Below are 20,566 nucleotides of genomic sequence, written 5' to 3'. Positions count from 1 at the left end.
TAGGCGGTCGTCACGACGGCGATCCGGTAGTGCGTCGGGTCGGCTCGGATCGCGGACCACGTCGTCGTACCGCACCGCCTCTTGGGCAAGCCCGGGTCGTGAGCATCGGCTCGCCCGGTGTGTTCGCCGCGGGGTCGAAACTCTTCCGGCCGACCCAGCCCGGCGGACTGTCGGGCGGAGCGGCGACGGATGGCCCGCCCACGATTACGCCGTTGATCAACGCGTTCGCACCGACGACGCACGCCCGCTGCCGCGGCGACAGGCCGAGCAGCGCGTCCCGGACGGTGAGGCGGGCCGCGGCATCCGATTCCTCGTCCCGGGCGGGTGCCGCCGGCATGGCGAACAGCGGGCGGATTCGTAACCACCGCCCGCGCCGCCGCGACCCGTCCACCACCAGGTCGAGGATCGCCTTGCGGACGTAGGACTCCAGGTGCTCGATCGACCTGGACCCCCGTACGCCCAGGGCGCGAAGCAGCGCCTCCTGGACGAGATCCTCGGCGAGCGTGGCGTCCCCGCACAGCAGGTACGCGTAGCCCTTGAGCACATTGCCTCGCGCGGCCAAAAGCCGCGCCGGCGCCGTCCCGCCGTCGTCCTGTGACGTTCTTCGCATCCGTGCTCCCTCTCCTACCGTTCCCCACCGCCGTGTGATGTGACGTACAGCCGTGAGGTTTCGTTGGGGGAGCCCCATGCCTTTCGCCCCGCAGTGGGGCCGGATACCTTGACTGTGTCATTGGTCTTGAGTCAAAACGAGAACAAGTTATAGTTCTTGACCGGGCCAAGTATTGGTTCGAGGAACGACGAGGGAGCCCCCCATGCGCGCAGCGGTTCTGCACGAGACCGGCCAGGACAAGCTCGACGTCCGCGATGACGTCGAGGCCGTGGGCATGGGCCCGGGACGCGTGCGGGTCAAGCTGCACGCGACCGGCGTGTGCCACTCGGACCTGTCCGCGATGACCGGCGTTCTGCCCCAGCCCGCGCCGTTCGTCCCCGGTCACGAGGGTGCCGGCGAGGTGGTCGAGGTCGGCGACGGCGTGAGCACCGTCGCGGTCGGCGACCGCGTGATCATCTGTTGGGCGCCGCCCTGTGGCGTGTGCAACTACTGCCGCGGCGGCCAGTCCAACCTGTGCCTGGCCGGGTTCATGAACGCCGGCACCCAGAACTTCACCTTCGGCGGAACCCCGTCGTACGGCTTCACCGGCACCGGCACCTTCGCCGAGGAGGTCGTGGTCGCCGCCCCGTGTGCGGTCAAGGTCGCCGACGACGTGCCGTACGAGATCGCCGCGCTGATCGGCTGCGGCGTCACCACCGGCGTCGGCGCGGTGTTCAACAGCGCGCGGATCGAGCCGGGCGCGTCCTGCGCGGTGATCGGCGCGGGCGGCGTGGGCATCGCGGTGATCCAGGGTCTGCGCGCTGCCGGTGCCGCCGAGATCGTGGCCATCGACCCGGCCGAGTCCAAGCACGTGTGGGCCAAGAAGTTCGGCGCCACCCACGCGATCACCCCGGACCAGGCCGCGGACGCCAAGCGCGACCTGACCGCCGGCCAGGGCTTCGACTACGTCTTCGAGGTGGTCGGCAAGTCGTTCACCGCCCGCAGCGCGTACGACCTCACCCGCCGCGGCGGCGACGTGATCATCGTCGGCGCGGGCGCGATGGACGACAACGTCTCGTTCAACATGTTCGAGCTGTTCTTCGACCAGAAGCGCATCATCGGCAGCATCTACGGCGGCGGCGACATCGTCTCCGAGTACGAGCGGATCACCAAGTTGTGGCGCGCCGGCCGGCTCGACCTGGAGGCGATGATCACCCACCGCCTCACCCTCGCCGACATCAACGACGCGTTCGACCTGATGAAGAGCGGCGAGTCGATCCGCACCATCGTCACCCTCTGACCGGGCAGCACCCGAAAGCCGGAAGGCACGCGGCGCAATAACCCGCAGTCCGCCCACCCGACGCAACGGGTGGGCGGGTGGGAACACCGACTCCCAAGCCGACCGACACGCGACCGCAGCAAGAACCACCGACCCCACGGGAGTATCCGCATGACCACGTCGCTGGATGGCAAGGTTGCCGTAGTCACCGGCGCCGGCCGTGGCCTCGGCCGCGCCGAAGCCCTCGAACTCGCGAAGCAGGGCGCGGCCGTCGTGATCAACGACTTCGCCCCCGAGGGCAGCCCCAACCCGGCCGACGACGTCGTCGCCGAGATCGTCGCCGCCGGCGGCAAGGCCGCCGCGCACCGCGGCGACGTCTCCGACTTCGACGCGGCGGGCAAGCTGATCCAGCTCGCGATCGACACCTTCGGCTCGATCGACATCGTGGTCAACAACGCGGGCATCCTGCGCGACCGGATGATCTTCTCGATGACGGAGCAGGAGTGGGACTCGGTCCTGGCGGTGCACGCCAAGGGCCACTTCAACACCACCCACCACGCCTCGAAGTACTGGCGGGAGAAGTCCAAGGCGACCGGCGGCGCGGTGTACGCGCGGGTGATCAACACCGCGTCCGAGGCGTGGCTGGCCGGCTCCGCCGGACAGCCCAACTACGCCGCGGCCAAGTCGGCGATCGTGGGCCTGACCATGTCCACCGCGAACGCGCTGGTCAAGTACGGCGTGCGGGCCAACGTGATCTGCCCGCGGGCGCGCACCGGCATGACCACGCACGTGTTCGGCGAGAGCGCGAACAACATCGCCGAGGGCGAGATGGACCCGCTGGCGCCCGAGCACGTCGCGCCGCTGGTCGCCTACCTGGCCAGCCCGGCCGCCGAGCAGATCACCGGTCAGGCGTTCGTGGTGCACGGCGGCTTCGTCGCCGTCATCGAACGTCCCACGCTCCAGGCCAAGTTCGACTCGAAGCAGGCCACCTTCACGCCGGACGAGCTGGACCAGGTGCTCTCGGCGCACTACGCGGACAAGAAGCTGGGCGCCGGCTACACCGCCGACGACCTGCTCTTCCTCAAGCGCGACCCGCGCTGATTCCCGATCCGCGGGGCCGGGGGTGGCGGATCACCTCCGGCCCCGCCTTTCGCCCGCACCGTTGACACGTGTCGTGACGCGGCCCGCGCAGGGACTTCCTGCCGATCGCGTGATCGGGCCGCGGCCCGCCGGCCGCAGGTACGAGGGGTCGTACCCCGTACCGCACCAAGAAGGGGTTCCCCGTGCTGACCTCCGCCGACGACTTCCCGATCCACCAGACCCCCGAGCCGGTGGCCACGCCCGCCACCTCGGACCGCAACGCGTACGACCGCTACTGGTTCAACGGCTACGACCGCGACGGTGCGTTCTACTTCGCGTTCTCGCACGGCCTGTACCCGAATCGTTTCGTCGCCGACGCGCACTTCACGATCAGCGTGGACGGCGTGCAGCACAGCCTGCACGCGTCCCGCCGGGCACCGCTGGACCGCTTCGACCTGACCGTCGGGCCGGTCGGCATCGAGGTGCGTACGCCGCTGAAGGTGTTGCGGGTGTACGTCGAGCCGAACGAGCACGGACTGGGCTGCGACCTGACCTTCACCGCGCGCGCCGCCGCGATCGAGGAGGAGCGCACGACCACCCGCAACGGGCACCACGTGATCATGGACTCGACCCGGCTGACCCAACTCGGCGTGTGGTCGGGCACGGTGACGCTGCCCGGCGGCCGGGTCCTGGAGATCGACCCGGCGACCACACTCGGCACCCGGGACCGCTCGTGGGGGGTGCGGCCGGTCGGTGAGCGCGAGGGCGGCGCGCCCAAGCCGTTCAACCCGATGTTGTGGCTGTGGACGCCGATCCACTGGGCGGACGAGGTCAGCCTGTGGGCCTCGTTCGAGCGCGCGGACGGGCACATGTACCACGTGGACGGCAAGCGGGTCGCGGCGGCGCCGCTGGGCGTGCTGCCCGACCCGGCGGCCGTACCGGTGCCCGAGGACGAACCCGCGTTCGAGAAGTTGACGCCGCATCGCCACGCGCTCACCTGGGTTCCCGGCACCCGTCGGATCCAGGGCGGCGAGTTCCACATGCTCGACGGCGCGGGCGAGCCGTTCGCGTACCGGATCGAGCCGATCGGCACCCGCGGGCTGCTCGCGGGGTTGGGCTACCTGCACTCCGAGTGGGGTCACGCGGTCTGGCAGGGCGAGCTAGAGGTCGGCTACGAGAGCTGGGAGTTGGACAAGGTGGACCCACTGCGGTTCGACCGCCAGCACCAGCAGCAGGTGATCCGGGTGACCGAACTGACCGGCGCCGGACGCGTCGGGGTGGGCGTGGTCGAGCAGCTGTTCTTCGGCCCGCATCAGCCGTACGGCTTCACGGAGATCCTCGACGGAGCGTGAGTCGGACCACGCGAAGGCGCGGGGGCGGGGCGGTCGGATCCGGTCCGTGCGCCTTCGCAGTGGGTTCGGGTCGGGTCGATGCGTGTCCGTGGTCGGGTCGGACCCGGTCCACGCGTCCCCATGGTGGGTTCGAATCGGTCCGTGCGCGTTCGCGGTCGGTTCGGTTCGGATCGGGTCCGGTGCGTCCGCGGTCGGTCAGGCCAGGTCCTGCGTGTCCGCGTCGGCCCGGGCGGGCTTGTGCTCGAACCAGCCGACCGGGTCGCTCGGGCGGTGCTCCCACGCGCCCACCAGGTCGCGGTACAGCGGTGATTCGGCGAGCAGTTCGTGGTGCGTGCCCAGGATCGGCCGATTGCCGTCCATGAGCAGGATGCGGTCCGCGCGCCGCGCCGAGTCGATCCGGTGCGCGATGACCACCAGCGCGCCCCCGCGGGTGGCGAACGCCGCCTCGGCCAGCGCCTCGGTGGGCGGGTCCAGGTGGCAGGTGGCTTCGTCGAGGACCACGAAGCGCGCGGGGGACAGGTACGTGCGGGCCAGCGCGATCAGTTGGCGCTCGCCGGCGGACAACGCGCCCGGGTCGGCGATGCGCGCGTCATAGCCACCGAGCCGGGCGACCAGTTCGGCCGCGCCGACCAGGCGCACGGCGCGGTCCAACGCGGCGCGGGTGACGTCCGGGTCGAGGTAGCCGAGGTTCTCGTGCACGGAACCGGCGAAGACGTACGCCTCCTGCGGGACCACCGCGACGCTGCCGCGGGGTGGGGCGGTCCCGAGTCGGCCGGTGAGCGCAGTATCGGCGAACGGGACGCCGGTGAGCGAGACCGTGCCCTGGTCCGGAGGCAGCAGCCCGGCCAGGAGCGCGGCGAGGGTGGACTTGCCGATGCCGCTCGGGCCCACCACGGCCAGGTGTGATCCGGGGGCGATGGTCATCGACAGGTCACGCACGACCGGCTCGGCGAACGGGCCGTAGCCGAAGGTGACGCGGTCCAGGACCAGGCAGGGCGGCGCGCCGGTGGTGTTCGGCGGGTCCGGCGGGTCCGGGGTGGATGAGTAGTCGTCGGGGTCGGACGCGTCGAGTGGGTCGAGCGCGTCGGACGCGGTACGGGCGGCGGGCACCGGTGCGGGGTCGGCCGTGCCCGTCCGGGCCAGGCGGCCGGCGACCACGAGCAGTTCCAGGAACCAGCCGCCCACGGTCGCGGTCGCGGCGCGCACGGCGGGCTCCAGGTGCTGGGCCAGGTACAGCGCGGCGCCCGCCACCTCGCCGGTGCTCAGGGTGCCTCGCCGGACCAACCAGGGCGCCGTGACCAGCACGGCGAGCAGAGGGAGTTGGCCGCCGAGGGCGACCACGAGCAGGCGTACCGAGGAGGCGCGGGCGAGCAGCTTGGCGGCGCGTGCCTGGGCGTCCACGGCGGTGCCGAGCTCGGCGACCACGCGGTCCTGCGCTCCGCACGCGACCACGTCCCGCAGACCGGCCACGGTCCGGCCGGTGCGGGCGGCGATCTCCTCGTCGGCCAGCACCAACGCACGCCGCCGTCGGGCCAGCGGGGGCAACAGGCGGACGAACAACCACGCGGCGAGTCCCAACGGGATCAACACGAGCGGCAGCAGAAGCGGCGCGAGCACGGCGAGGCCGAGCAGCGCGGCCACGATCGTCACGCCGAGTTGGCGCAGCGTGCGCAACAGCGACGCGGTCAGATTGCGGCAACTCTCGACCTGCTCGGTCAACCGGGCCACCGCCGCATCCGCGTGCCGCCCCGCGTCCGGGCGTCCGGAGGTCGCGTCGAGCACCGCCTCGGACACCACCCGGCGTACCAGCGTGTCCCGGATCGGCTCCACGACGGCGGCGAGGTGCGGGAACATCGCGTACGTGGCGGCGGCGCGGATCAGCATGGCCAGCGCGAGCACGCCGAGCAGGACGAATCCGACGCCGAGCCGGCCCGCCAGGAACCCGCGATCGAGCGCGGCGGCGAGCAACGCACCCGAGAGCAGCGCGGGAATCCCCTCCGCGACCGACCACCCCAACACGTGCACCAACGGCTGCCGCCGCTCGCGCAACAGCGCGACCAACAGGGCCTGTCCGGCCCGCAGGCCACCCCCGTACGGCCCGGCACTGTGCCGCCGCCTCCGCGGCACGGCGGACGGATCGTCGGCGAAGCGCCCCGACCCTGCCCCGTCCGCGTCGTCAACGACCGCTGCCCGTGGCCGCCCACGCCACCCCCGGGCCGCGCCGGCCCCGCGAGCACCCTTGCCCCCGCCCACAGCCCGTCGCCGATGCCGAGTGGGCGCCCGGCCCGTCCCCCCGGCCCCACCCGTCGGCGCCGAACCGACCGCCCCCACGAACCGAACCGCCGTGGAGGGCGGACCCGACGGCCGGTCGCCGGGAGTCGATGTCGCCGGCACGCCGGGCGGGGTCGGGTCGGACACGGGTGCGCCGGAGGGCGACCGATCCGACGCCCCGTCGGTGGGAGCCGGCGCGGCCGGTACGCCGGGGAGAGTCGGGCCGGCGACGGGCGCGTCGCAGTCCGAGCGGTCCGACGGCCCGTCGGCGGGAGGCGGCGTCGCCGGAACCCCGAGTCGATCCGGATCAGCCACGAATGCCCCATCCGAAGGGGCAACTTGGTCACCCTCCGAGGCACGGGCGCCCGCGAACGGCACGGCCGACATCACGCCGAACCGGGCCGAATCGGTCACAGGCCGGGTCGGTGGGATGCCTCCACCGGCCTCCGACGCACCGCCCGACGCACCGCTCTGTGCACCGGCCGGCGCACCACCCGACGCATCGGCCGGGGTCGGCACCGCGACCCGAGCCGGATCACCCGTACGCTCCCGAGCCGGCGGAACACCCTCTGATCCCCGCCCCGTTGCCCGCCGACGACCACGCCCCTGGCGACGCCTGCCCCCCGATGCGCCCTCATCGCTCTCCTCGCCACGCGGCAAGTCCGCACGCGCCGCCGCCTCACCTCGCACCCGAACCACCCGCCACCACGCCTCTCGCCCGGAAGCCTCCGCCGCACCACGCGTGCCCTCGGGGGCGCCCGACGACGAGTTCTGATCCGCGTCCGGGTCGGCGCCGGTCCCCATCACGCGCCGACGCGCGCCCCGGCCGGGGGTCTCCGCGTCGTCGAAGTCCTCGGCGGTTACGTCGGGTCGTGCCAGATGCCGCCGCCGTCCCTCGCCGGGGGCTGCGATGGCGTTGCCCACGTTCTCCCGGGCCGGCAGGGGCCCGCCATCGAGATTCGGATTCGAGCCGGCCCAGACCACTCGCCGCCTACCCGGGTCGGGGGCCGCGTCGTCGTCCCGCATCTTTGCGTGCGCGGGCAGCGACGAGTCTCCCTCCGTCGTCGGGCGGGCGTGGGGCCCGGCCGGGCCCGGCTCGCCACCCCGGTCATCGGCCCCGACTCCGGTGTCCTTGTCGTCCTCAGGGCCGCGAGCAGAGGCCCCGTCCGGCTCCGGTCCCGCCCCAGGCCATGCCACGTGCCGCCGCCCACTCCTGGCGGGCACTTCGGCGGCGTCGGCGGCGTCCTCGTGGCCGTGCGGGGAGCCGCCGTCGAGGCTCGGGTCGGTGCCGGCCCACACCAGGCGCCGCCGCCCTCCCCGGCCGGGGGCCTCCGTCGTGTCGCCGACGTCCTCGGTGGGTGAGGCGTCTCCGCCGGGCCGTGCCACACGCCGCCGCCCACCCTTGCCGGGCGGTGCGACGGTGTCGCCCGCGCTCTCCCGGACCGGCAGAGGCCCGCCATCGGGATTCGTGGCTGTCGTGCCGACCCACATCACGCGCCGCCGCCCGCCCGGGCCGGGCGCTTCCGCCGCACCATGGGCGTTCTCGGGGTCTCGGGGCGAACCCTCGGGCGCTTCCGGGCGGGTGCCTGCCCCCAACACGCGCCGACGCCTGACGCGGCCGGGCGCTTCCGCTGCGCCGTGCGTGTTCTCGGGGTCGGGGGGCGCATCCTCATTCGCTTCCGGGCGGGTGCCCGTCCACGGCACACCCCGACGCCCGCCTCGGCTGGGTGCTTCCGCTGCGCCGTGTGTGTTCTCGGGGTCGGGGGGCGCATCCTCGTTCGTCCCCGGGCGGGTGCCTGTCCACGGCACACCCCGACGCCCGCCTCGGCCGGGTGCTTCCGCTGCGCCGTGTGTGTTCTCGGGGTCGCGGGGCGCATCCTCGTTCGCTTGCGGGCGGGTTCCTGCCCACAACACGCGGAGGCGCCCGACGCGGCCGGGCGTCTCCGCCGCGCGGCGGGCCTTCTCGGGGCCGCCCGGCGAATCCTCGTCCGTCTCCGGGACCGTACGGGCCCACGCCACGTGCCGCCGCAGCCCCGTGCCGGGGGCCTCCGCCGTGTTGCCGGCCTCCTCGGAGCGGTGCGGCGGGCTACCACTCGCGTCCGGGTCCATGTCCGCCCGTGGCACCGGTCGCCGCTCACCACGGGCAGGGGTATCGGTGCCGGAATCGGGTGGGGAGTTGTTGCCGGCGTCCGGAGCCTCGCTCGCCCGCGTCACCTGTCGTCGGCCGGCGCGTCCCCACGGGTTCCGGGGGCGCCACCGCCGTGCGTTCCGATCGGGGGACGCGGCCGGCGCAGGGGCGTCCGCCGCCGCCTGCGCGTGTGCCGTATCCCGCTCGGAGTCCGCGCCGTGCGGACCATCGTCGTGTGCCCGGTCGTCCGCGCGGGACGCGGGCCGTGGTCCGTCGTCGGTCATCCGGCTTCCCCCTTCGATCCCGGTCGGCCCGCCGGGCGGCTTCCCGTCGGTGGCCGTGGTCGGCGATGGTTGGCCGGCCCTCGGAAACGGTGCGTGCGTCGCGTGGACGGACACCGCCGAGCACCAAGCCCACTCGCCGCTACGTCCCTCCACCGGAGCCCGCCCCGGCCGCTCGGCCGACGCGCCTCCCGCGACCCGCCCCACCCCCGACCGCTCCGCCGCGGCCCCCACCTGTGCGGCTCCGCCGACCGCCGCCGTGTCACCCGGCGGCACCTTGCTCGGCACCGCCCACGCACCGTCCGCCGCCGCCGTTGCCCGCATGGTCGGTTGCTCGCCCCCGGCATCCCGTGCCCCGTCGTCACCGCATCCGGCGCCCGGGCCCGCCGTCGTGTGCCTGGTCGGCTGCCCGGTCGCGGCATTCGGCGCCTCGTCGCCACCGCGCGCGACGCCCGGGCCTGCTGCCGGGGTGGTCGGTTGCTCGCCCCCGGCATCCCGTGCCCCGTCGTCACCGCATCCGGCGCCCGGGCCCGTCGTCGGGTGCCTGGTCGGCTGCCCGGTCGCGGCATCCGGCGCCTCGTCGCCACGGCGGCGCGCGACGCCAGGTCCCGCTGCCGGGGTGGTCGACTGCTCGCCCCCGGCATCCCGTGCCCCGTCGCCTGCGTCCGCGGTGTCCCTGCTCACCGTCCCGCGCAGCGGCCACGCATCGGCCCCGGCGGCCGAGTCCTCGGCGCCCCCTCCCGCAGCCCCGGGCAACGGCCACGCAGTCGCCTCGTCCCGTGCCGCGTCGTCGGCCGCGCGCTCGTCGAGCGGTTCGCTCATGCCGCCTTGCCCCCAATACCGCCGTGCGTCATGCCCCCGTGCCCCTCATCGGCCCGCTCCCGAGGTCGGGTCGGTCGTGGTGAACACCGTGCGGTAGGCCGGGTCGCTCCACAGGTCCGCGTGGGGGCCGACGGCCCTGATGCGGCCGGCGTCCAGCCAGACCACGAAGTCCGCGTCGGCCGCCGCGGCGGCGCGGTGGGCGACGACCAATCGGGTGCGGCCCGCGAGGCCGGTGCGGAACGCCTCGTGGATGCGGTGTTCGGTGACCGTGTCCAGCCCGCTGGTCGCGTCGTCCAGCACCAGCACCCGCGCGTCCTGCACCAACGCCCGGGCCAGGCCGAGCCGTTGCACCTCGCCGCCGGACAGCGCGAGGCCCTCGGTACGGGTCGCGTAGCCGGCCGGCAACCGGCGGACGAAGTCGTCCGCGAACGCCATCTCGGCCGCCCGGGTGACCGTCTGCGCACTCGCCCCGGGCCGCCCGTACGCGAGTGCCCCCGCCAGGTCCGCACCCACCAGGACCGGCCGGGGAAACGCGTAGGCGACGCCGCGGCGCAACTCGCCGCGGGCCAACCGGCTCACCGGCAGCCCGTCCAGGAGCACCTCGCCCTCGTCCGGCTCGCGCAACCGTCCGGCCAGTGCGGCCAGCGTCGACTTGCCCGAGCCGGAGGCCCCGACCAGCGCCACACACGCACCCGCCGGCACCGTCAGGTCGATCCGGTCCAAGACCACCCGGTGCGCATCCCGACCGGGCTCCGGCACCCGTACGCACACCTGCCGGAAGGTCAACTCGCCGCGCCCCGGCGGCAGGGTGCGTGCCGTCCCGAACGCGGCCGGCTCGACCGCGAGCAACTGTGCCGCCCGGGCCCGCCCGGCTCGCGCGTGGGCGACCCCGACCAGCGCCTCGACCTGCTCCAGGAAGCCCAGCCCGAGCGCCGCGTACCCGGCCGCCGCGACCAGTTGACCGGGCGGGATCCGGCCCTCCGCGAGCAGCCATCCCGCGGTCGACAGGACGGTCAACTCGACCATCGGAGCGAGCAGCAACACCTGGGCCACCGCGTTGCGTTGGGCCCGCCACAGGCCGTACCCCGCCGCCGACAACTCGGGCAGCGGGGCGAGGATCCGGGCGATCTCGCGATCTCGCGTACCGCAGGCCCGGATCGTACGGGCCCCCGCGAGCGCGTCGGTCAACCGCGCGGCCAGCCCGCCCTGCACCACCTGATAGCGGGTGAACAGGTCGGTCGCACGGGTCATGAACAGCCGCACCACCAACAGGCCCGGCAGCAGCCCGCCGAGGAAGCCGACCGCGAGCCACGGATCGATCAGCGCCAACGCGACGATCCCGCCGATCGAGGTGACCAGCGCGCCGAGGGTGCCCAGCAGCGCCGGGACCAGACCGGCCGCGTCCGGCGCCGCGCCGACCAGCCGGGAGGTGACGTCGCCGGCGGCAAAAGGATTCCGCGCCCCGGTGCCCAGATCGGTGACCCGTACCGCCAGCCGCCGGCGCAACCGTGCGGTCAGCTCGGCGGCCAGCCCCGGCCCGGCCACCTCGGTCGCCAGCCCGGCGAGCAGCCCCAGTACGAGCACGGCCACCAGCCGCAGGGTCGGCCCCGACGCGGAATCGCCGCGCACCACCGCGTCCACCGAACCGGCCACGGCCGCGGGCAACGACAGCGCGGCGATCGAACCGGCCGGGACGGCCAGGGCGAGCGTGAGAGTCGGCCCGGGCGCGGTCCGCAATGCGGCCCGCAAGCCCGTGCCGGTGCGATCCACCCGGGTCGGGGCGGCGGCCTGCGTGGCTATCGGGACACCGGCCACAGCGTGACTCCTCGGATGCGCGGACCGTTGAACAGGGCGGCGCCCGGACGGCGCCGTTGCGACGAAGAGGGATCCCCGTTGCGACGAAGAGGGATCCCCGTCGCGACGACGAGGGATTCCGGCCGCGACGAAGCAAGAAAGGAAGAAGGAAGTACGACGAAGAACGCGGTACGACGAAGAACGCGGTAGGAAGAAGAACGCGGTAGGAATAGGAGCAGTACGAAGAAGGCAGTACGGGAGGTGGCGGCGCGCCGCCACCCGGGAACCGTCCGCGATTGTCATGCTGAGGATCGGCCCGCGACCGGGAGCTCCTGATTCCGGCAGGAACTCCCGGTCCCGGGTTCGTGCTTACCGGGTCGACCACCCGTGCACCGAGGTGCACAACCGCCCACCGAAGTGGATAACGGCCCACCCGGGCGATGGCCCACCGCGACGAACAGCGGCCCGCCGGAGCGGACATCCGTCCGTCGACGCGCCCACCGGCCGATCGGCCGGACGAGCGGCGCCGGAACTAGCTGATCGTGAAGATCAGGCAGGTGACCAGCAGGCAGGTGAACTGGCACCCGTTGCCGCCGTGCCCGCCCAGCTCGACCGACTCGGTCTCGGGGAGCTGCTGCAGGGCCGCGAGGTCGGTCTCGATGTGCTCCATGGTGGATCTCCTTCGGGACGGTGCTGCCGTCGCGGGCGGTTGCCCGGGACGGGTGTTGCGGGGCGGTTCCCCCCTGTCGTCACACCCGGCCGGTTTGCAGGAAACCGGTCAGGCGCGCGTGGAGATCGGGTGCCCCATCCCCGGTCAGGACCTCGTGGCCCAGACCGGGAAGCTCCAGGTAGCGAAAATCGGTGCCCTCGACCCGGCCGAGCCCGAGGAGGGTGTGGCGCAGGGTCCGGGACTGGCCGACCGGGATGGTGTCGTCCCGGTCGCCGTGCACGAACAGCAGTGGTACGGCGATGCGTTCGCACACCGCGACCACGTCGCGCGGGCCCTGCTCGTCGGCGTACTCGGTGTCGCCACCGAGCCGGGTCATCAGCGCGCGGATCGGCAACGAGGCCTCGGCGATCAGTCTCGGCCCGGACAGGAACGGCGCCACCGCCAGACACCTCGACCACACGTTCGGCGCGAACGACGCGGCCAGCAGGGCCAGGTAGGCGCCGTAGCTGACTCCGAACAGGGCCGGCGGGGCGAGCCCGAACGCGGCCCGCTCGGCGCCCATCGTGCGCCCGATCGCGGTTACGTCGGCGAGATCCGGGCCGCCCCACGCGCCGTGCAACTCGCGGGCGAAGCGTGCGCCGTAGCCGGTGCTGCCGCGTTGATTGGGCGCCACCACCGCAATGCCCGCCGCCGCGAGCTGTTGCAGGAGCGGGTCGAATTCGAACCGCCAGGCCGCCGCCGGACCCCCGTGCAGGGCGAGCAGGACATGGTGCGCGCTGCGCCAGTCGGGGCCGCCGTACACGATCGACTCGATCGGGCCGGCGCCGCCGACCAGCAACTCCAGGTGGGCCGGCCGCCACACCGGGCGGGCCGCGTCGTCGAACCCGATGAACGGACCCGGTTCGCCGTCCTGGCGCCACGACCCGGGCTGCTCCGGGTCGATTCGGGCCAGGCAACTGGGTCGGTCCGGCGCGGAGTACGGGATGCGCAAGCCCTGTTCGGTCCAGCGGCCGACCGCGCCCAGACAACCGTCCGGGGTGGCCGCCTCCACCAGCGTGCCGTCCTCGGGGGTCCACACCGCCAACCGGGAGATCGCGCCGCGGTCCAGCTGGAGTGCCACCCGGCGGCCGTCCGGCGCGATCGCGATCGGCCGCACCTGCGCGTCGGCCGGATGTACCAGCTCGGGGAAGCGCACCCGGCCCGGCAACTGCCCACGATCGGCGGGCAGTCGGATCCAACCGAGCCGATCGGTGCCCGGCGCGTCGCTGGCGATCACCAGCAGACCGCCGACCGGATCGGCGAGCAACAACCGGTCGTTGCTCTCCTCGGTCAATTCCAGGAAGGGCCGCACCGTGGCGGTGTCGAAGTCGAGTGCGACGGTCTTGATCCGGCCGTCCCGCACCTCGTCCAAGGCGAGCCGCCGTCCGTCCGGGTCCAACCAGACCCCACCGCTGTACAGCGCCGACAGTTCCGCCGCGGGATCCAACCGGCCGTCCTCGCGGACCAGCCACACCGTGGTCGAGGGGGCCGTGTCCGCCCCGAGCGCGAGTGCGAGCGCGTCCGGGCCGGGATAGGGCAACAACCGCAGGCCCGGCAACCGGACCGTGGCCAAGTGCCGTTCGCTGCCCGCGTCGTCGGCCTCCAGCAGGGCCAACTCGTGCCGCCCCGGCTGGTGTCGGCAGACCAGCACCCGGCCGTCCGGCAGCGCGAGCAACTGGCTGTGCAGCCGCTCGGGGGCCCCGGTGCCCACCGGCAGCGCGCCACCGGCCCGGCCCGGCCGCAACGACCAGGACTCCACCCGCCACGTGCCGTCGCCGGGGGTGGCCAGGCACGCGGCATGCCCGCCGTCGGCCGCGAACGACCAACTGATCCGCCGCAGCGGCCGAGTCGTCACCATCGTGCTCATGCGTCCTCACCGTCCAACCAGAGCCGAGCGCCGCCGTGGCCGAGCCGCAACAGGAAGCCGAGGACACCCGCCGTGCCGGTGCCGTACGAGGCCGAGACGCCGATCGCGCTCTCGTCGGCGGGCACCCGCAGGCCGTCGATCAGCGCGGTCCGGGCGCGGAGTTGCTCGGCGAGGTCGACGGCGTGCGCGCGATGGGTCGAGTCGTCCAGCGCCTCGGCCAGATCGAGCAGGAACTCGCCGTTGCCCGCCAGGCCATGGCACGCGGTGGTGCCCGAGTGCCAGCGTGCGCGGTGCACCGCCGCGCCCGCGCGCTCGGCCAAGGCGCGGTGTTGCGGATCGCCGTCCGCCTGCCACATCCGGATCAGGAACGTGCCGACGCCGGCCGAACCGCTGCACCAGTGGGCCAGCCGTACGCCCGCCGGATCGCCGGGGCCCTGCGGCCACCACGCCGTGTCGCCGTCGGTGCGCACGGTCCGGGTCAGCGTGCGCGCCGCGGCTCGCGCGCCGTCGAGGAAACCCTCGCGACCGGTGGACAGCGCCGCGTCCAGCAGGAACGTGCCGACACCGGCGACGCCGTGCGCGAAGCCGAGGTGCGCCGCGCCGGCCAGACGCGAATCGAAGTCCTTCGGGACCGGCCACAGGGTCAGATCGCCCGCCTGCCGGGCCGCACCCAGCAGCGCGTCGGCGCAGGCGAGCGTGCGTTGGCGAAACCGCTCGTCGCCGGTGGCCCGCCACATTCGCGCCTGGAGCAGACCGGCACCGGCGGCGCCGTGGCAGACGTCCGGATTGGGCCACACGATCGGTACCCGAAGCGCCGTCTCGATCGCCGAGGCGGCGAGGTCCGCGTCCCCGAGCAGCGCCGCCGCGTCGTACAGCGCCCACGCGGTCCCGGACCGGCCGAAGTGCAGGCCGGGCAGGACCACCGCTTCGGCCGCGGCCCGATCGCGCAGCCAGACCGCGCCGTCCTCGACCGCGCGATGCAGCGCGTAGCGCAGCCGCGGTTCGAGCGTCGTGGTGTGCGCGGCCCGGGCCAGCACCCCCAGCACCCCGGCCGCGCCGTACTGCACGCTGCACGGATCCATCGCCGCCGCGCCGGCCGTCATCGGCCACAGCCGATCCACCCGCCCCGGCGTCATCGTCGCGACCAGGTGCGCGAGCCCGTCCAGGAGCAGCGCGTCGTCCTCGGGCGGCAGCGGATGCGGCGGCACCTTGTCGCCCTCGGTGTCCGGATGCGGCCGCGGCCCGTCCGGCTCGTCCTGCCGCGCGACCACACCGAGGCTCGCATCCGCACCCGAGCCCGAGTCCGGCCCCGCCTTCGCCACACCACACTCGTCGTCGGCCGCCTCCGCGACGCACGCACGCACCCGCTCCAGCGACCAACGCTCCGTCGGATCCTCGTGCCACAGGCCGCGGATCGCGGGCGCGAGGCGCCGTGCGGTCCCTCCGTGCCGAGCGGCCAGGTCCAGCCATGCGCCCAGGCGTTCCACGGTGTCGCGGCTCGCGCCGACGTCCTCGGGCAGGACCGGGTCGGCGCCGGTGGCCAGCAGGAAGAACAGGCCGCCCAGGCTGTACAGGTCGGCGGCGGGGTGCACCCGGTGTCCGCCGTCCGCGGTCGGGCGTTGCTCCGGTGCGCGATATCCGGGCGTGCCCGCCGCGCCGGCCCGGGAGCCGATCTCGGCGGCCAGTTCCAGGTCCACCAGGCGCACCGAGTGGTCCGCCGCGACCAGCACGTTCGTCGGCGACAGGTCGCGGATCACCAGATGCTCGGCGTGCACGGTCTCGACCGCCCGGATCAGTTCCAGGACGACGGGTCGAGCCAGGGTCCAGGGCACGTCCGGGTTCTGTGCATGCCGGCCGACCCAGGTGCGCAGCGGCTCGCCGGGCACCCGTTCCTGGGCCAGGAAGATCGTCTCGGCCTCCTCGACCAGCGCGACGTGCCGAGGGGTCAGGCCGGTGTGCGCGAGGCGCCGCATCACCACCGCCTCGTGCCGCAGGGCGGCGCACGCGTCCCGCCCGGAGCGGTCCACCTCGATGTGCGCGCGGGCCTGCTTGACCACCACGGCGGTGTCGTCGGTGGTGTCGCGGCCCAGGAACACGCCGCCCTTGGCCGAGTGCCGCAGCGCCGAGGTGACCGCGAAGCGACCCGCGATCAGCACGCCCGGTGTCGACGACGCCGCGGGCTTCGTGGTGGGTGCCGAACGGGCCCGCGCCATCAGCGGATCGGGCGCCCACGCCGGCGGTGTGAACCAGGCCTCCCGGGCGTCGTCCACCGCCACCCCGTCGGGGTCGGTGAGCACCGCGCGGTAGCCGCCGTCGTTGCCGAGAACCGCGCGCCGGCCGAAGCCGCCGTAGCGGTAGTGCACGACACTGCCCGGTCGGCACGGCCGGTCGGAGAGGATGCCCGGTCCGGTGAGCTCGCGCGTCACCTCGTCGAGCGCGTCCACCAACTCCATGAACTGCTCGTCGTCGTCGGGATAGACCGTGATGAACTTGCCCGCCGAGGCCCGGTCCGCCTCACGGGAGTTGAGCATTCGCAGCCGCTCCAGGTCGCCGGCGAACTTGAACGCCACACGGCGCGGCAACAACACGTCGCAGACCCGACCCAGCACGTGCGGGGCATCCCCGGTCCGCGCGCTGACGTGGATCTTCCAACCCTGCGCCCGGGCCGCGTGGCCGGGCGGTCGTACGGTGCACCAGAAGTCGTCCGAGCGCACATCCCACTCGCCCTCCGCACCGCCCGCGCCGGAGGCACCGTCCGCACTCGACGTATCGAAGGCGCCGGCCGTGCCGGAGGCACCGGACCCGCCGGCCACGCCGGAAGCGGCAGCCGCAGCGGACACACCCGATGCGCCGACGACGTCGGCCCGCCGCACGAGCCGCCCGTCGTGGCCCTGTTCCCGGACACCGACCGGACCGCGGTCCGATGCACCGCGGTCCAGCGGAGCGCGGTCCACCGCAGCCCGGGCGAGCGCGGCACGGACGCGGTCGACCAGGTTCGTCCCCGGCGCGCCGTGGCCGCCGGTGCGCTCCGCACGGTGTCCACGCGTCGTCGTAGCCATCCCTGGACTTCCCCCTCGACTGTGCCCGCGCGCCCCGGTCGACGGTGCGCGTCGCGCTCGTCGACCGGTGCCCGGAAACGGGTGTCGAGCGACCCGACCCGGTCGCCGACGTGGCCGCCCCGCCTCGGATCGCTCCCCCCGGCGGGACGGCATGACCGTACGCAGCGCTTTCGGGCCACCTCAACGAGTTGCGGCAGCCTTCACCCCTTCGAGTGAAGCGATCCATGTTGAGGGTTGATTGGTCAGTTGATCTGCATATTTCCGAACCGTCGATATCCGTGCAGGTCAACGAGAGGGCATGGGGACAACCATGCGGCTGGGGATGGGCTGATCGGGCTACTCGCCGATTCCGCGCTGCTGGGCCAGGATCGCGGCCTGGACCCGGCTGCGCAGACCCAGTTTGGTGAGGATCCGGCTCACATGGGTCTTCGCCGTCGCCTCGGCCATGTCCAGGTGCTCGGCGATGCGTTGGTTCGACATGCCCCGGCCCAGGCATGCGAGCACGTCGCCCTCGCGCGGGGTGAGCGACGCGAGCGCCTCCGCGGCCACTTCGGGCCCGTCCGCGGGGGCCGACCGGGGCGGGCTCGCGAACGCGTGGATCAACCGACGGGTGACCTCCGGCGCGACGAAGCCGTCGCCGCGCGCGACCAACCGGACCGCCTCGACCAGGCGTTCGGCGTCCACCGTCTTGAGCAGGAAGCCGGCCGCGCCCGCGCGCAGCGCGCCGAACACGTACTCGTCCAGGTCGAACGTGGTCAGGACCAGGACGTCGAGGCCCTCCGCGGTCAGCTCGCGCGTGGCGCTGATCCCGTCCAGTCGCGGCATCCGCACGTCCATCAGCACCACGTCCGGGCGCAACGACCGGGCCAGCGCCACCGCGGCCTCGCCGTCGGCGGCCTCGCCCACCACCTCGATGCCCGGGGCGGCGTCCAGGATCAGCACCAGCCCGGCCCGCACCGCCGCCTGATCCTCGGCAACCAGCACCCGCAACGTGTCGACGTCGCTCACCCGGTCCCACCCTTCGGCCCCGTCGAGGCATTGTTTCCGGCACCGCGCACCACATCGTCGCCACACGGGAGTTCGGCCCGTACATGCCACCGGCCCTCGCGCGGGCCCGCCTCGAACACGCCGCCGAGCAGCGATACCCGCTCCGACATGCCCACCAGCCCCGCACGGGCGCCCGGCAGCCGGGTGACGTGCTCGGGGTCGATCCCGTTGACGCCGGTGATCACCACGCCATCGGTGCGGTAGGCGAACACCATCCGCAACTCCTGTGGTGTGGCGTGCTTGAGGGCGTTGGTCAAGGTCTCCTGGACCACTCGGTAGGCGGCCAGGTCGACGGGTGTGGGCAACTCCCGCACCACGCCGGTGACCTCGATCTCGACGATCAGCCCGGCCCGGCGCACGTGCTCGACGAGGCGATCGGTCTCCGCCAGGCGGGGTACCGACACCGGTTCCTCGGGCGTGTTCTCCGAGCGCAGCAGGCCGATCATCCGGCGCATCTCGGTGAGTCCCTGGAGGCTGCTCTCCCGGATCACCTCCAGCGTCTCGCGCAGCCGGGCCTCGTCCAGACTCTTCACGGACAGCGCGGCGGTGGACTGGACCGCCACCGCGCTCAGATGGTTGGCGATCACGTCGTGCAATTCGCGCGCCATCCGGGCCCGTTCGGCGACCACCGCGGCCTGGTGGTCGAGCTCGGCCAACCGCGCGGTCTGGGTCGCGCGCAACCGTTCCACCTCGGCCTTCTCGCGGTGCTCGCGCACCGAGAAGCCGGTGAGCACGGGGGAGATGCCGACCAGCCCGATGTAGAAGATCGACAGGACGAACAGGCGGAACTCGCCGGTCACCGCCCAGACCGTGCTCGCGCCCAGGACCAGCACCACCACATTGCCGTACAGCAGGCCGAACGCCAGCCGCGAAGTGCCGTACAGGCACGCCGCGTAGAGCACGTCGGACCACATGATCAGGCCGCCGATGGAGGGCCCGAGCGCGATGTCCACGCTCTCGCAGGCCAGGCCCAGGAACACCGCGAAGCGCGGCGACGTGCTGCGATGGCACTCGGCGAGAGTCAGCGGCAGGAGCGGCAGCAGGCGCAGCCACCGGTTCGGGTCCCACGCTCCCCAGATCAGGTAGGAGTTCGTGACGAGCAGGACGAGCGCGCCCACGAGGACCACGCCGCCGATCGCACAGTCGCGGCGGATCGGCGGCGCGAGGCCCGGAAGATGGAAGGGCAGGGGGCGCTGCCACGCGGAGGTCGGATCGCTCACGCCCCCATCCCAACATCATTGGGGCGGGCGCGCCGACCGCCGGCGCCGAACGACGTTCCGATCGTCCTGATTCACGATGATTCCCACTACTTCGGCTGAAAGCGAATCCCGCCGTCGAGCCGGATCACCTCGGCGTTGAGGTAACTGTTCGTGAGCAGTTCGTACGCGAGCGAGGCGAACTCGTCGGGCACGCCCATGCGCTTGGGGAAGAGCACCTGCCGGCCGAGGGTGTCCTTGACCTCCTGCGGCGCGGCGGCGAACAGCGCGGTGTCCATCGTGCCGGGTGCGATGGTGTTGACCCGCACGCCGATCGCCGACAGGTCGCGCGCCACGGGCAGTGTCATGCCGGCCACGCCGGCCTTGGACGCACCGTAGGCGGCCTGGCCGATCTGTCCGTCGAAGGCGGCCACCGAGGCGGTGCACACGATCGCGCCGCGCTCGCCGTCCGCCTGCGGCGGGGCCGAGGCCATCGCGGCGGCGGCCAGTCGGATCGCGTTGAAGGTGCCGATCAGGTTGAGTCGCACGATGAACTCGAAGGAGGCGAGCGGGTGCGGCGAGCCGTCCCGGGCCACCGTGCGGGCGCCCATCCCGGTACCGGCGCAGGAGACCAGCGCGCGCAGCGGCGCGAGCGCGACGGCCGCGTCCACCGCGGCTTGGACCTGCTCCTCGTTCGTGACGTCGGTGGCGACGAACGTGGCGCCGATCCCGGCGGCGACGGCCTTGCCGCGCTCCTCGTTCTTGTCCGCGATCACCACCGAGGTGCCGCCGGCCGCGAGCCGGCGCGCGGTGGCCTCGCCGAGCCCGGAGGCTCCGCCGGTGACGATCGCGGACGCGCCTGTGAGGTCCAGCATGAGCGTTCTCCCCTCGCCTGTTCTTGACTGAGGCAAGCTATTGCATGGGAAGGGGGGTCGACCAGGGGATCTGACGAAGCATCAGTTGGGCCCGGCGGGCCTTGCACCGCCCACCGGCACGGAAGCGTCGGCTGCGCCCGTCCTTCGCCCATGCGTGCCCGCACGCTCAGCCGGCCGCGCTCGCGTCGCCTCCGCGTCCGTCCGGCCGTCACCGTCG

General features: G+C 73.7%; 12 protein-coding genes. 3 read left to right on the top strand and 9 right to left on the bottom strand.

The features are described from left to right. Positions 1–10: 10 nt before the first annotated feature. On the bottom strand, positions 11–610 hold the full coding sequence (locus tag ACIBM5_RS38660) for a sigma factor (RefSeq protein ID WP_396011393.1): 600 nt from the start codon (positions 608–610) through the stop codon (positions 11–13). A 202-nt stretch (positions 611–812) separates the two neighbouring features. Here ACIBM5_RS38660 and ACIBM5_RS38655 point away from each other — a divergent pair, with 202 nt between their 5' ends. The 3 genes from ACIBM5_RS38655 to ACIBM5_RS38645 all read left to right on the top strand — a co-directional run bounded on the left by ACIBM5_RS38655 (position 813) and on the right by ACIBM5_RS38645 (position 4,300). Next, entirely contained in the window at positions 813–1,889 is a 1,077-nt protein-coding gene (locus ACIBM5_RS38655; protein ID WP_396011392.1) for a Zn-dependent alcohol dehydrogenase, read from the top strand. Positions 1,890–2,039: 150 nt separating this feature from the next. Then, the gene (locus ACIBM5_RS38650; RefSeq protein WP_396011391.1) at positions 2,040–2,969 is read left to right on the top strand and encodes a 3-oxoacyl-ACP reductase; all 930 of its coding nucleotides are present in this window, start codon (positions 2,040–2,042) and stop codon (positions 2,967–2,969) included. Positions 2,970–3,151: 182 nt separating this feature from the next. Next, the gene (locus ACIBM5_RS38645) at positions 3,152–4,300 is read left to right on the top strand and encodes a hypothetical protein (RefSeq protein WP_396011390.1); all 1,149 of its coding nucleotides are present in this window, start codon (positions 3,152–3,154) and stop codon (positions 4,298–4,300) included. A gap of 195 nt (positions 4,301–4,495) precedes the next feature. On the opposite strand, the gene ACIBM5_RS38640 is transcribed toward ACIBM5_RS38645, so the two are convergent. The 8 genes from ACIBM5_RS38640 to ACIBM5_RS38605 all read right to left on the bottom strand — a co-directional run bounded on the left by ACIBM5_RS38640 (position 4,496) and on the right by ACIBM5_RS38605 (position 20,349). Beyond that, a complete protein-coding gene (locus ACIBM5_RS38640) occupies positions 4,496–6,427 on the bottom strand; it encodes an ATP-binding cassette domain-containing protein (protein ID WP_396011389.1) in 1,932 nt (643 codons plus the stop codon). 3,420 nt (positions 6,428–9,847) lie between these two features. Next, positions 9,848–11,617: an ATP-binding cassette domain-containing protein gene (locus ACIBM5_RS38635; RefSeq protein WP_396011388.1), complete on the bottom strand. Its 1,770-nt coding sequence runs from the start codon at positions 11,615–11,617 to the stop codon at positions 9,848–9,850. 511 nt (positions 11,618–12,128) lie between these two features. Next, positions 12,129–12,266: a VenA family class IV lanthipeptide gene (locus tag ACIBM5_RS38630; protein ID WP_020549100.1), complete on the bottom strand. Its 138-nt coding sequence runs from the start codon at positions 12,264–12,266 to the stop codon at positions 12,129–12,131. Positions 12,267–12,345: 79 nt separating this feature from the next. Continuing rightward, on the bottom strand, positions 12,346–14,172 hold the full coding sequence (locus ACIBM5_RS38625; protein WP_396011387.1) for an alpha/beta fold hydrolase: 1,827 nt from the start codon (positions 14,170–14,172) through the stop codon (positions 12,346–12,348). Beyond that, positions 14,169–17,231, bottom strand: coding sequence for a class IV lanthionine synthetase LanL (lanL, locus tag ACIBM5_RS38620; protein WP_396011386.1), 3,063 nt, complete (start codon positions 17,229–17,231; stop codon positions 14,169–14,171). Before lanL ends, ACIBM5_RS38625 begins: the two co-directional genes overlap by 4 nt. A gap of 336 nt (positions 17,232–17,567) precedes the next feature. After that, a complete protein-coding gene (locus ACIBM5_RS38615; protein ID WP_391581584.1) occupies positions 17,568–18,239 on the bottom strand; it encodes a response regulator in 672 nt (223 codons plus the stop codon). After that, positions 18,236–19,498: a sensor histidine kinase gene (locus ACIBM5_RS38610; protein WP_391581585.1), complete on the bottom strand. Its 1,263-nt coding sequence runs from the start codon at positions 19,496–19,498 to the stop codon at positions 18,236–18,238. The genes ACIBM5_RS38615 and ACIBM5_RS38610 overlap by 4 nt, the downstream gene beginning before the upstream one ends. A gap of 86 nt (positions 19,499–19,584) precedes the next feature. After that, positions 19,585–20,349, bottom strand: a complete 765-nt coding sequence (locus tag ACIBM5_RS38605; protein ID WP_396011385.1) for an SDR family NAD(P)-dependent oxidoreductase — start codon at positions 20,347–20,349, stop codon at positions 19,585–19,587. Positions 20,350–20,566: the final 217 nt, after the last annotated feature.

Source organism: Embleya sp. NPDC050493, from assembly GCF_044458105.1.
GTDB lineage: Bacteria > Actinomycetota > Actinomycetes > Streptomycetales > Streptomycetaceae > Embleya.
This window is presented reverse-complemented; position numbering and strand designations above follow the sequence as displayed.